Origin of the sequence: Kitasatospora sp. NPDC048715, from assembly GCF_043198905.1 — a bacterium.
Classification (GTDB): domain Bacteria; phylum Actinomycetota; class Actinomycetes; order Streptomycetales; family Streptomycetaceae; genus Kitasatospora; species Kitasatospora lactacystinica.
On sequence record NZ_JBICVH010000031.1, the window covers coordinates 21,168 to 33,713 of the forward strand.

General features: G+C 72.9%; 12 protein-coding genes. 9 read left to right on the forward strand and 3 right to left on the reverse strand.

Features of this window, described 5'->3' with window-relative positions; genetic code table 11:
• The first annotated feature begins 123 nt into the window (after positions 1-123).
• A complete protein-coding gene (locus ACGFSC_RS40890; protein WP_359909180.1) occupies positions 124-1,566 on the forward strand; it encodes an aldehyde dehydrogenase family protein in 1,443 nt (480 codons plus the stop codon).
• Between the two features lie 119 nt (positions 1,567-1,685).
• Here ACGFSC_RS40890 and ACGFSC_RS40895 read toward each other — a convergent pair whose 3' ends face one another.
• Complete coding sequence (locus ACGFSC_RS40895; protein WP_359909177.1) at positions 1,686-2,354, reverse strand: NAD(P)-binding oxidoreductase; 669 nt, start codon at positions 2,352-2,354, stop codon at positions 1,686-1,688.
• Positions 2,355-2,476: 122 nt separating this feature from the next.
• Here ACGFSC_RS40895 and dxr point away from each other — a divergent pair, with 122 nt between their 5' ends.
• The 5 genes from dxr to ACGFSC_RS40920 all read left to right on the forward strand — a co-directional run bounded on the left by dxr (position 2,477) and on the right by ACGFSC_RS40920 (position 8,126).
• A complete protein-coding gene (gene dxr, locus ACGFSC_RS40900) occupies positions 2,477-3,718 on the forward strand; it encodes a 1-deoxy-D-xylulose-5-phosphate reductoisomerase (protein WP_359909174.1) in 1,242 nt (413 codons plus the stop codon).
• Positions 3,719-3,787: 69 nt separating this feature from the next.
• Positions 3,788-5,092: a M50 family metallopeptidase gene (locus tag ACGFSC_RS40905; RefSeq protein WP_359909171.1), complete on the forward strand. Its 1,305-nt coding sequence runs from the start codon at positions 3,788-3,790 to the stop codon at positions 5,090-5,092.
• A 143-nt stretch (positions 5,093-5,235) separates the two neighbouring features.
• Positions 5,236-6,396, forward strand: coding sequence for a flavodoxin-dependent (E)-4-hydroxy-3-methylbut-2-enyl-diphosphate synthase (gene ispG, locus ACGFSC_RS40910; RefSeq protein ID WP_359909168.1), 1,161 nt, complete (start codon positions 5,236-5,238; stop codon positions 6,394-6,396).
• 214 nt (positions 6,397-6,610) lie between these two features.
• Positions 6,611-7,486, forward strand: a complete 876-nt coding sequence (locus ACGFSC_RS40915) for a GNAT family N-acetyltransferase (RefSeq protein WP_359909225.1) — start codon at positions 6,611-6,613, stop codon at positions 7,484-7,486.
• Positions 7,487-7,577: 91 nt separating this feature from the next.
• Entirely contained in the window at positions 7,578-8,126 is a 549-nt protein-coding gene (locus ACGFSC_RS40920) for a GNAT family N-acetyltransferase (protein ID WP_359909165.1), read from the forward strand.
• Positions 8,127-8,161: 35 nt separating this feature from the next.
• On the opposite strand, the gene ACGFSC_RS40925 is transcribed toward ACGFSC_RS40920, so the two are convergent.
• Together ACGFSC_RS40925 and ACGFSC_RS40930 are read right to left on the reverse strand one after the other, a co-directional pair.
• Positions 8,162-9,079 (reverse strand): aminoglycoside phosphotransferase family protein, encoded by a 918-nt coding sequence (locus ACGFSC_RS40925; RefSeq protein ID WP_359909162.1) that lies wholly within the window; start codon positions 9,077-9,079, stop codon positions 8,162-8,164.
• A gap of 98 nt (positions 9,080-9,177) precedes the next feature.
• Positions 9,178-10,101 carry a ferritin-like domain-containing protein gene (locus tag ACGFSC_RS40930; protein ID WP_359909160.1) on the reverse strand — a complete coding sequence of 308 codons (924 nt, stop codon included), beginning with the start codon at positions 10,099-10,101 and terminating at the stop codon, positions 9,178-9,180.
• Positions 10,102-10,384: 283 nt separating this feature from the next.
• On the opposite strand from ACGFSC_RS40930, the gene rimP reads away from it, so the two are divergent.
• From rimP to ACGFSC_RS40945, 3 genes are all read left to right on the forward strand, one after another.
• On the forward strand, positions 10,385-10,921 hold the full coding sequence (gene rimP / locus ACGFSC_RS40935) for a ribosome maturation factor RimP (RefSeq protein WP_359909157.1): 537 nt from the start codon (positions 10,385-10,387) through the stop codon (positions 10,919-10,921).
• Positions 10,922-10,976: 55 nt separating this feature from the next.
• Complete coding sequence (gene nusA, locus ACGFSC_RS40940) at positions 10,977-11,978, forward strand: transcription termination factor NusA (RefSeq protein ID WP_359909154.1); 1,002 nt, start codon at positions 10,977-10,979, stop codon at positions 11,976-11,978.
• 76 nt (positions 11,979-12,054) lie between these two features.
• Complete coding sequence (locus ACGFSC_RS40945; RefSeq protein ID WP_392865171.1) at positions 12,055-12,348, forward strand: YlxR family protein; 294 nt, start codon at positions 12,055-12,057, stop codon at positions 12,346-12,348.
• Positions 12,349-12,546 lie beyond the last annotated feature (198 nt).

Here is a 12,546-nt window from a genome sequence, read left to right on the forward strand (position 1 = left end):
AGTGGCCCCGGGGGCGAACGCTCCTAGTCGGCCAATCCGGTCGGCGCGCCGCCCCGCCTACCCTCAAATCCGGGTCCCACGTCCGTGGGCCGTAGGACAGACGAGGAGAGGGCCGGTACCACGGTGACCACCACGTACGATTTCTGGCTCGCCGGCCGCCGGGCGAGCGGTGACGCCGACTTCGAGGTGCACAACAGCTGGGACGGCCGTCTGGTCGGCAGGGTGAGCATCCCGACCGAGGCCCAGGTCGAGGAGGCGCTGGACGCCGCCGTCGCCGCGCTGCCGGTGTTCGCCGCGACTCCGGCGCACCAGCGTGCCGCCGCCCTGGACCACGTGGCCAAGCGGCTGACCGAGCGCACCGAGGAGCTCGCCCAGCTGGTCAGCGCCGAGAACGGCAAGCCGATCAAGTGGGCCCGCGGTGAGATCGGCCGTGCGGTGTCGGTCTTCCGCTGGGCCGCCGAGGAGGCGCGTCGCACCAACGGCGAGACCATGCGCCTGGACACCGACCCGGGCGGCGTGGGCCGCTTCGCGGTGGTGCGCCGTTTCCCGCGCGGCGTGGTGCTCGGGATCGCCCCGTTCAACTTCCCGCTGAACCTGGTCGCCCACAAGGTCGCCCCGGCGATCGCGGTCGGTGCCCCGATCATCCTGAAGCCGGCTCCGTCGACCCCGCTGTCGGCGATGGTGCTGGGCGAGATCCTGGCCGAGACCGACCTGCCGGTCGGCTCCTGGTCGATCCTGACCGTGCCGAACGACCGGATGCCGGCCCTGGTGCAGGACGAGCGCCTGCCGGTGATCTCCTTCACCGGTTCGGACAAGGTCGGCTACCAGATCATGGACTCGGTGCCGCGCAAGCACTGCACCCTGGAGCTCGGCGGCAACGCCGCGGCCGTGGTGCTCGCCGACTGGTCCTCGGAGGCCGACCTGGACTGGGCGGCCACCCGGATCGCGATGTTCGCGAACTACCAGGGCGGCCAGTCGTGCATCTCGGTGCAGCGGGTGATCGCCGACGCCTCGGTGTACGACGCGCTGGTGGAGAAGGTCGTCGCGAAGGTCAAGGCGCAGGTCACCGGTGACCCGGGCGACGACGCGACCGACGTCGGCCCGCTGATCGACGAGAACGCCGCGAAGCGCGTCGAGTCCTGGGTCGAGGACGCGGTCGCCAAGGGCGCCAAGGTGCTCACCGGCGGCTCCCGCGAGGGTGCGACCTACGCCCCGACCGTGCTGGCCGACCTGCCCGGGGACGCCATCCTGGCCAAGGCCGAGGTGTTCGGCCCGGTGCTGTCGCTGCACAAGGTGGACGGCGTGGACGAGGCCTTCGCGGCGGTCAACGACTCCGCGTTCGGCCTCCAGGCGGGTGTGTTCACCCACGACCTGCAGACCGCCTTCCGCGCCCACCGGGAGCTGGAGGTCGGCGGTGTGATCATCGGCGACGCGCCGTCCTACCGCGCCGACCAGATGCCGTACGGCGGCGTCAAGGACTCCGGTGTCGGCCGTGAGGGCGTCAAGTACGCGATGGACGACTACACCGTCGAGAAGGTCATGGTCCTGACCGGCCTCGACCTCTGAGCGACGTCGTGGCAGTGCCGTAGCGCTGCGGTGGGAGGGCCCGGTTCGCCGAACCGGGCCCTCCCGGCGTTTCGCGTCCCCGCGCGGGCCCTCCCGGCGTTTCGCGTCCCCGCGCGGGCTCAGCCGTCGTGCCCGGCGGCCGCGGCGACGGCCTCCTCGACGGCGACGTTCCCGGAGACCAGTTCCAGGGTCAGTCCGGCGGTGCCGGGCTCGTGCAGCAGGGCGGCCAGGACGGCGGCGACGTCGGCCCGGTCGACCGCGCCGCGGTCGACCGAGGGGGCGAGCCGGACCAGGCCGGTGCCGGGGCCGTCGGTGAGCCGCCCGGGGCGCAGCACGGTCCAGTCCAGGCCGGTGCGGGCCCGGACGGCGTCGTCGGCGGCGCCCTTGGCCCGCAGGTAGGTCTCGAAGACCTCGTCGGCGGGGTGGTGCGCCGCGGCGTCGGCGGCCATCGCCGAGACCATCAGGTACCGGCGGATCCCGGCGAGTTCGGCGGCGTCGGCGAGCAGTACGGCGGCGTCCCGGTCCACGGTGTTCTTGCGGGCGGCGCCGCTGCCCGGTCCGGCGCCGGCGGCGAAGACGACCGCGTCGGCGCCGGTCAGCAGTCCGGCGAGCTGCGTGGCGGTGGCGGCCTCCAGGTCGAGCAGCAGTGGTTCGGCGCCGGCGTCGACGAGGTCCCGGGCCTGTTCGGGGCGGCGGATGATGCCGGCCGGGCGTTCGCCGCGGGCGGCGAGCAGCCGTTCCAGTCGGAGCGCGATCTGTCCGTGGCCCCCGGCGATGACGGTACGCATGGTTCCGACGGTAGCCCGGGACGGGCCGGGCGGCCCGGGGAGGTCCGGGGAAGTCCGGGGCGGTGCCGCGGACAGGACACAAGAGGTCCGGGGCGGTGCCGCGGACAGGACACAATGGGCGCATGACTTCGCTCGCCCACCCGCAGCTGCGCTTCACGCCCACCGTGGCGGACCCCTCCGGCCCCCGGGAGCTGGTGATCCTGGGTTCCACCGGTTCGATCGGCACCCAGGCGATCGATGTGGTGCTCCGCAACCCGGACCGCTTCCGGGTGGTCGCGCTGTCGGCGGCGGGCGGCCGGGTGGAGCTGCTCGCCGAGCAGGCGGTGCGGCTGGGCGTGCACACCGTGGCGGTGGCCGATCCGGCGGCCGAGCCGGCGCTGCGCGGGGCGCTGGCCGCGAAGGCGGCGGGCGGTCCGCTGCCGACCGTGCTGGTGGGTCCGGACGCGGCGACCGAGCTGGCCGCCCTGGAGTGCCACTCGGTGCTGAACGGCATCACCGGTTCGATCGGCCTGCGGCCGACGCTGGCCGCGCTGGAGGCGGGCCGGGTGCTGGTGCTGGCCAACAAGGAGTCGCTGATCGTCGGCGGTCCGCTGGTGAGGGCGGTGGCGAAGCCGGGCCAGATCGTGCCGGTGGACTCCGAGCACGCCGCGCTGTTCCAGGCGCTGGCCGGCGGGACCCGGGCCGAGGTGCGCAAGCTGGTGGTCACCGCCAGCGGCGGCCCGTTCCGCAACCGCACCCGGGAGCAGCTGGCCGGGGTGACCCCGCAGGACGCGCTGGCGCACCCGACCTGGTCGATGGGCCCGGTCGTCACGATCAACTCGGCCACCCTGGTGAACAAGGGCCTGGAGGTGATCGAGGCGCACCTGCTGTACGACGTGCCGTTCGACCGGATCGAGGTCGTCGTCCATCCGCAGTCGGTGGTGCACTCGATGGTGGAGTTCACCGACGGTTCGACCCTGGCCCAGGCGAGCCCGCCGGACATGCGGATGCCGATCGCGCTGGGCCTGGGCTGGCCGGACCGGGTGCCGGACGCCGCTCCCGCCTGCGACTGGACCAGGGCCGCCACGTGGGAGTTCTTCCCGTTGGACGACGAGGCCTTCCCGGCGGTCGAGCTGGCCCGCGAGGTGGGCGCCCTGGGCGCCACCTTCCCGGCGGTCTTCAACGCGGCGAACGAGGAGTGCGTGGAGGCATTTCTGAAGGGCCGCCTCGCTTTCACGGGAATCGTGGACACTGTTGCCAAGGTCGTGGCCGAGCACGGTCAGCGGGACGGCGCCGCGGCGGCGGGAACTTCCCTGACGGTGGAGGACGTCCTGCACGCGGAGGACTGGGCGCGCGCCCGGGCCCGCGAGCTGGCGGCCGGCTGACGGTCGGCCAATGGCCCCGATTGCGGTAGGACGAGACGATGAGCGGAGCGGCATGACGGAGGACCAACGGTGGCAACGGTTTTGACGGTGGTCGGCATCCTGGTCTTCGTCATCGGGCTGCTCATCTCGATCGCCTGGCACGAACTCGGCCACCTCTCCACGGCCAAGCTGTTCGGCATCCGGGTGCCGCAGTACATGGTCGGCTTCGGCCCGACCCTCTGGTCGCGCCGGAAGGGCGAGACCGAGTACGGCATCAAGGCGATCCCGTTCGGCGGGTACATCCGGATGATCGGGATGTTCCCGCCGGGCGAGGACGGCCGGATCACCAAGCGCAGCAGTTCGCCCTGGCGAACCATGATCGAGGACGCCCGCGAGGCCTCCTACGAGGAGATCCAGGAGGGTGACGAGAGCCGGCTCTTCTACACCCGCAAGCCCTGGAAGCGCATGATCGTCATGTTCGCCGGTCCGTTCATGAACCTGATCCTGGCGTTCGGGCTCTTCCTGACCGTCATGATGGGCTTCGGCGTCAACATGAGCGTGCCGACGGTCAGCTCGGTCGAGAAGTGCGTGGTCAAGGTCGGCCAGCCCCGGGACACCTGCCCGGAGGGCGCCCCGCAGACCCCGGCCGCCCAGGCCGGGCTCAGGGCGGGCGACCGGATCCTCTCCTTCGACGGCGACCGGATCCACAGCTACGACCAGCTCCAGGCGGACATCCGCGAGTCGGCCGGCCGGACCGTGCCGGTCGTGGTCGAGCGGGCCGGGGAGCAGCTCACCCTCAACCCGACCATCGCGGTCAACGACGTCCAGAAGTACGACGGCAACGGCGTCCCGCTCAAGGGCCAGAGCGTCCAGGCCGGGTTCCTCGGATTCACTCCCGCGAGTGGTGTGGTCCGGCTGGGATTCGGGCAGTCGGTCGACCGGATGTACGACATGACCGAGAACGGGGTGAAGTCGCTGATCGCGTTGCCGGGCAAGATCCCGGGGCTGTGGAACGCGGTCGTCGGCGACGCCCCGCGCGATCCGGACTCGCCGATCGGCATGGTCGGCGCCGCCCGGGTCAGCGGCGAGGTCTTCTCGCTCGACATCCCCGGCACCCAGCGGATCGCGTTCTTCGTGAACCTCCTGGCCGGCATCAACCTGTCGCTCTTCCTCTTCAACATGCTGCCGCTGCTCCCGCTGGACGGCGGGCACATCGCCGGCGCGGCCTGGGAAGCGGTCCGGCGCCGGTTCGCACAGCTGTTCCGGCGGCCCGACCCGGGCCCCTTCGACGTCGCCAAGCTGATGCCGGTGGCGTACGTGGTGGCCAGCATCTTCATCGGCTTCACCCTGCTGGTGATGGTCGCCGACCTGGTGAACCCGGTGAAGATCAGTTAGGGCGTTCGGGTACCACGGGTGTGCTGGGCGCCATGACGGTGCCGTACCGTGGAGGCCGGGTGCGCGATCGTCAGCGCGCCCGGCCTCGGCCGTGTCACGGCCGGGCGGTCGACCACACCTCTACCCCGGGGAACCCTGCGCACATGACCGCGATCTCGCTCGGTATTCCGTCCCTGCCGCTCAAGCCGCTGGCCAAGCGCCGTTACTCCCGGCAGATCATGGTCGGCAACGTGCCGGTCGGCGGCGACGCGCCGGTCTCGGTGCAGTCGATGACCACCACCGTGACCTCGGACATCAACGCCACGCTGCAGCAGATCGCCCAGCTCACCGCGTCCGGCTGCCAGATCGTCCGGGTCGCCGTGCCCTCGCAGGACGACGCCGACGCGCTGCCGATCATCGCCAGGAAGTCGCAGATCCCGGTCATCGCGGACATCCACTTCCAGCCCAAGTACGTCTTCGCGGCGATCGACGCCGGCTGCGCGGCGGTGCGCGTGAACCCGGGCAACATCAAGGCCTTCGACGACAAGGTCGGCGAGATCGCCAAGGCCGCCAAGGACGCGGGCGTCCCGATCCGGATCGGCGTCAACGCCGGCTCGCTGGACAAGCGGCTGATGGAGAAGTACGGCCGGGCCACCCCGGAGGCGCTGGTCGAGTCGGCGCTGTGGGAGTGCTCGCTGTTCGAGGAGCACGACTTCCGCGACATCAAGATCTCGGTCAAGCACAACGACCCGGTCGTGATGATCAACGCCTACCGCCAGCTCGCCGCCGCGTGCGACTACCCGCTGCACCTCGGCGTGACCGAGGCCGGGCCGGCCTTCCAGGGCACCATCAAGTCGGCGGTCGCCTTCGGCGCGCTGCTGGCCGAGGGCATCGGCGACACCATCCGGGTCTCGCTCTCCGCCCCGCCGGCCGAGGAGATCAAGGTCGGCAACCAGATCCTGGAGTCGCTCGGACTGCGCGAGCGCGGCCTGGAGATCGTCTCCTGCCCGTCCTGCGGACGCGCCCAGGTGGACGTCTACAAGCTCGCGGAGGAGGTCACCGCCGGGCTGGAGGGCATGGAGGTGCCGCTGCGGGTGGCCGTCATGGGCTGCGTCGTGAACGGTCCGGGCGAGGCCCGCGAGGCCGACCTCGGGGTCGCCTCCGGCAACGGCAAGGGGCAGATCTTCGTCAAGGGCGAGGTCATCAAGACCGTTCCGGAGTCGAAGATCGTCGAGACCCTGATCGAGGAGGCGCTCAAGCTCGCCGAGCAGATGCAGGCGGCCGGCGTCGAGGCGGGCGCGCCGACCGTGGTCGCCGGGGAGTGACCCCCGCGCGGCTTGTGCGGGAGCGGACCCCGCGTAGCTTGTTCTGACAGCCGTAGGTTGTCCTGACCGTACGGGAGCACCCGTGCGGTGCATTCCGGAAGCGGGGCCGTCCGTTCGCGGACGGCCCCGCGGCCGTAGCCGGGTGGGGCCACGGAGTAGGGTGCGGCCAGAGTCGTCTCAGTGAGGTGCTGTCTCGATGCTCGATCGAGGTGTGATGCTCCCGAGCTCCTTCCAGGCCGCCCGGGCCCTGGCCACCACCCGCGTGCTGGAGCCGCCGGACCTCCCGGACGCCCTGGAGGTCCTCCACCGCGACCCGGTCGCCAACGCGTTCGTCGCCACCAGGGTCGAGGCCGTCGGGCTGGACCCGTGGCGGCTCGGCGGGGAGTTGTGGGGCTGGTACGACGGGGACGGCGTGCTGGACGCGCTCTGCTACGCCGGGGCGAACCTGGTCCTCGTCGACGCCGGGTCGGAGGCGGTCGCGGCGTTCGCGGAGCGGGCCCGCCGGCAGGGGCGGCGCTGCTCCTCGATCGTCGGGCCGGCGGCGGCCACGGCGGCCTTCTGGGCGCTGCTGGAGCGCAGTTGGGGGCCGGCCCGGGACGTGCGGGCTCACCAGCCGCTGTTGGCGACCTCGGTGCCGTCGGCGGAGATCGCGCCGGATCCGCTGGTGCGCAGGGTGCGGCGCGACGAGGTCGAGGCGCTGATGCCGGCCTGCGTGGCGATGTTCACCGAGGAGGTGGGGGTGTCGCCGCTGGCGGGGGACGGCGGGCTCCTCTACCAGGCCCGGGTGGCCGAACTCGTGTCCGCCGGGCGGTCGTTCGCGCGGTTCGGGGAGGACGGGCAGGTCGTCTTCAAGGCGGAGATCGGGGCGGTGACGGAGGGGGCCTGCCAGATCCAGGGGGTCTGGGTCGCTCCGGAGCACCGGGGGCAGGGGCTCTCCGAGACCGGGATGGCGGCGGTCCTGGACGTCGCGTTGCGGGAGGTGGCGCCGGTGGCGTCGCTGTACGTCAACGACTTCAACCTGCGGGCCCGGGCCGCGTACCGGCGGGTGGGGTTCCGGGAGGTCGGGGCGTTCATGAGCGTGCTGTTCTGAGGGGGAGGCCCGGGCGGGGCGGGCGCGGTGCGCGAGGTGCTGTTGGGATCTTCGGCCGCGCCGCAGGGCCACGGGTAGTAACGTCCGGAGCATGGATCAGCTGACCGGGGTGACGATCGAGGCCATCGACCTTGCGGCCTGGGCGCCGCAGGCGCTGGAGGTCCAGGCGGTGGCGTTCGGGCTGACGCCCGAGGAGGTCGCGGTACGGCTGCACATCGTGGGGCGGCACGCCCAGCAGCCGGGGGTGATCGCGCTGGGGGCGATGAGCGGGGGGCAGCTGGTCGGGTTCGGGTACGGGATGCCCAACCAGCGGGAGCACTGGTGGAGCACGGTGATCGAGCCCTACCTGGCCGCCCGCGGGTACGGGGACTGGCTGGACAGGGTCTTCGCCGTCACCGAGCTGCACGTGCTGCCGGAGTTCCAGGGGCAGGGGGTCGGCTCGCGGATCATCCGGACCCTGTGCGAGGCGTCGGGCCTGGACCGGAGCATCCTCTCGGCGATCGACGCGGAGACGCCGGCGCGGCGGCTGTACCGGGCGTTGGGGTACCAGGACCTGGCGCGGGCGGTGCGGTTCCCGGCGACGGACCGGCTGTACGCGGTGATGGGGGCCCGGCTGCCCCTGCGGGGAACCGGGGCCTAGCAGCCCAAGTGCCTTTGGCCTCAAGGGCCTTGGGGTCAGAGGGAGTCGGCGAATTCGAGGTGTAGCTCGGCGTCCTCGCGGCGGTCCGCGGCGAGGGCGCGGAGGGCGAGGTCGACGGCCCGGAAGAGGGTCCAGCCGCGCAGGCGCTCCCGGTCGACCTCGAGGGACTCGGCGAGCCGGCCCAGACGGCGGCGGACGGCCGCGGGGGCGCCGGGGGAGCCGAGCAGGGTGTCGGCGCGGTCCAGGGCGAGACGGGCCAGGTCGTAGGCGCGCTCGCCGGCCAGCGGGCTCGGGTCGACGGCCAGCCAGGGGGCCCGGTCGGCGGCCAGGACGTTGCCGTGGTGGAAGTCGCCGTGCAGGAGGAAGGACTCGTCGGCGGAGTCGGCCAGGCTCCGGGCGGTGTCCAGGGCCTCGGCGATCAGCTGCCGCGCTTCGGCCGCGGCGGGGTGGGGGTGTTCCGCGAGGCGGGCGGCGGCGGCGATCCGCTGGGCGGCGGCGGGGAAGGGGTGGCCCTCGGGGAGCTCCGTCCAGAGCCGGTGCAGCAGGCTGGTGGCCTCCAGCGCGGCCTTGGGCTCGGCGAGGGAACGCAGCGGGATCTCGCCGTGGAGGCGTTCGAGCAGGAGGACCCCCTCGGCGGGGACGGCGTCGAGCAGGAGGACGGCTCCGCGGCCCGCCCAGTGGGCGAGGGCGGTGTGCTCCTGGGCGGTCTCGGGGGTGGGCAGGCCGATCTTGAGGACGGCGGGGGAGAGGTCGTCGCGGTGGACGTACGCGACGAGGCTGAGGCTGCCGCCGGGGTCGAGGATCCGTTCGAGCGTGAGGTTCAAGGCGGCGAGGTGGGTGGCGGCCTTCGCGGGGAGGTCGGCCAGCCATTGGCGGCCGGCCTCGCCGTGGGTGGCGGTGACGGTGTTCGTCAGCCAGGTGGGGACGGTGATGGTGGGTTCGGCTCCCGACATGGGTCCATTGTCGGGGTTTGGGAGGGCGGGGGCGCTCGGGAGGGTGCCGGCTTCCGGGCGGGAGGCGGGAGGCGGGAGGCGGGCGCGGGGGCTCAGGGTCAGTCGGGGGTGCCGGGGAAGGGGGTGGCGGGGGCGCCCCAGTGGTGGGCGCGCAGGGTGGCTTCGCGGAGGGCGGTGGCGGCGAGGAGGCGGTAGGGGGCGGGGACGGCGGGGACCAGGTCGGCGTAGGCGGTGGTCAGGCGGGTTTCCAGGTGGACGGCGAGCTTGGCGGCGTCGGTGGGGGAGGTGACGGGGAAGGGGAGCCGGTAGCCGCCGGCGGCGGGGGTGGGGGCGGCGGTGAGGGTGCCGAGGAGGCGTTGCCAGGCGTCGCGCTGGGCCTGGTGGGCGGCGTGGGTGGTGCGGGCGTCCGCGCGTTGGGGGTCGTCGGGGAAGTGGGCGCCGACGACGCCGTAGCCGTAGACGGCGGCGTGTTCGGCGCCGAGGGCGGCCTGGAGGGCGGGGACGGCGGCGGCTCTGCCGGCGGGGGTGCCTTCGGCGACGGCGTCGGGCGTCAGGACGGGGGTGGTGTCGCCGAGGGCCGCGGCGTGCAGGGCGTTGGAGGCGGAGACGGAGGCGAGCAGCCGGGCCAGGGGCGGGCCGACCTCGTCGAGGTCGTGGAGGTGGGCCTCGGCGGTCCGGTGCTCCATGAGGGCCAGCTCGGGGAGGGTGGGGAGGGAGCGGTACGGGGTGCTGGTGGGGGAGGGGCTCGCGCTCGGCAGGCCCTGGACGAGGGCGGCGCGGTGCTGGACGGTGTCGTCGCGCAGGGGCTGGAGCAGGGCGGTCCGGGCGCCCGGGACGGTGAGCAGGTTGTCGTAGGCGCCGAGCAGGAGGTCGGTGGCGGCGATCGCGCGCAGTCGGACCGGGGTGTCCGGGTCGCGGGGCGGGGCGGGGTCGGCGTGCCGGTCGCCGACGGAGGCGGTGCAGGCGGTGAGGGTGGTGAGCAGTCCGAGGGCCAGGAGGGTCCGTCGGCTGGGCGGCTGCATCGGGGGCGCTCCGGGCGGGTACGGGAGGACGGCCTCCCCGCCAGCCCTCGTTGGCGTGAATGATTACAGAATCCCCACGTTCCCGGGTCCGGTTCGGGGATGCCGGGCCGGGTGTGAGGTTGCTCGCAGTGGGTGGTGTGCGGGCGGCCGGGGGAGGTCAGGAATCGGTGGTTGGGGGCTTGACCGGATAGGCTTTGGGCCGAGCTGCCGTGATTCCGGTGTGGCACCGGGGGTGCGCGGCGACCTTCTGACAACAGCAGACGCGGCCGAGGAGTCCACCCGGATGAGCACCACCCACACCGACCGGCTGCGAGCGTTGCTGGAGCCGCTGGCCGAGCAGGCCGGACTGGACCTGGAGGACGTCAGGGTCACTCGGGCGGGCAGCCGCCGGCAGGTGCAGATCGACGTCGACACCGACGGCGGTGTGGACATGGACGCCATCGCCGAGTTCAGCCGGGTGGTCGGTGAGGCCCTGGACGAGTCGGACCTGATGGGGGACGACGCGTACCTGCTGGAGGTCGGCTCGCCGGGTGCGGAGCGTCCGCTGGTCCTGCCCCGGCACTGGCAGCGCGCCGAGGGTCGGCTGGCCAGGATCCACCTGGTGGACGGCGGGGAGATCGTCGCCCGGGTGCTGGAGGCCGACGAGGACGGCGCACTGGTCGAGGTGCAGCCGGTGAAGGGGCGCGGCCGTCCGAAGGAGCGCCGTCTGGCGTACGCGGAGGTGACCCGGGCGCGCGTCCAGGTCGAGTTCAACCGCAAGGACGACGAGCTCCTGGACGAGGCCGCGGACTTCGACGAGGGGGAGGACGGCGCCGAGTGACCCCCGGGTGCCGTACGACCATGACGAACGTGACGAAAGACGAGGAGGCGTAGCCGTGGACATCGACATGAGTGCCCTGCGCACGCTGGTCAACGAGAAGAACATCCCTTTCGACCTGCTGGTCGAGTCCATCGAGTCCGCCCTCCTCACCGCGTACCACCGCACCGAGGGCTCGCGCCGCCGGGCCCGGGTGAACCTGGACCGCAAGAGCGGCCACGTCACCGTGTGGGCCATGGAGGACCCGGCGGAGCTGGACGAGGGCGTCGAGCCGAAGGAGTTCGACGACACCCCGAACGGCTTCGGCCGGATCGCGTCCAGCATCGGCATCCAGGTGATGATGCAGCGCCTGCGCGACGCCGCCGACGACCAGACCTTCGGTGAGTACGCGGGCAAGGAGGGCGACATCGTCACCGGTGTCGTCCAGCAGGGCAACGACCCGAAGAACGTGCTGGTCGACATCGGCAAGCTGGAGGCCATCCTGCCGCCGCAGGAGCAGGTCCCGGGCGAGGACTACCGGCACGGCACCCGGCTGAAGTGCTACGTGGTGGCCGTGCGCCGGGGTGTGCGCGGTGCTTCGGTGACGCTGTCGCGCACCCACCCGAGCCTGGTGAAGAAGCTGTTCGCGCTGGAGGTCCCGGAGATCGCGGACGGCAGCGTGGAGATCGCGGCGATCGCCCGTGAGGCCGGCCACCGGACCAAGATCGCGGTCTGGTCGCGCCGCCAGGGCCTGAACGCCAAGGGCGCCTGCATCGGCCCGATGGGCTCCCGGGTGCGCGCGGTGATGGGCGAGCTGCACGGCGAGAAGATCGACATCGTCGACTGGTCCGAGGACCCCCGGGAGATGGTGGCCGCCGCCCTGTCGCCCGCGCGGGTGACCAGCGTGGAGATCGTGGACGCCGCCCAGCGCTCCGCCCGGGTGATCGTGCCGGACTACCAGCTGTCGCTGGCGATCGGCAAGGAGGGGCAGAACGCCCGCCTGGCCGCGCGCCTGACCGGCTGGCGGATCGACATCCGTCCGGACACCGAGGGCCAGGCCGAGGAAGCGCAGGCCCGGTAATCAGTGTCGTCGTCGGCGTCCCCGCCGGTCCTCCGGGTTCGGCGGGGCGGCGCCATGTCGCTTCGGAGGGGTAGACTTGCCTTCGTCTGGCCGGACGCATGTCCGAGCACGCCCGGAACGCACCTGCGTGGGCTGCCGCAAGCGCGCGGCCAAGCACCAGCTGTTGCGTGTCACGGCGGTCGAGGGCGAGTGCGTCCCTGATCCCCGTGGCGCACTCCCGGGCCGGGGCGCTCATCTGCACCCCGATCCGACCTGCCTCGACCTCGCGGTCCGCCGTCGGGCGTTCCCCCGGGCCTTCCGGCTCCAGGGCGCGCTCGACACCGAGCGGCTCCGCGGGTTCATCGGGGAGCGGGCGGGCGAAGCCTCGTAGCAGGGCCGCCTCCCGCGACGGCCGCCGCTCGCGCGGCGGAGAACCACCGCAACAAGCACAGCGCTCGGGAAGCCGCGCGCCGTGCACCAGTCAGGTACCTCGCGATGTGGAAGTAGGTCGAGATTGCGATGAGCTCTCGATGAGTACGCGATGAGTACGCGATGGGTACGCCCATGAAGTAGCGACAGTCCGGCGGAC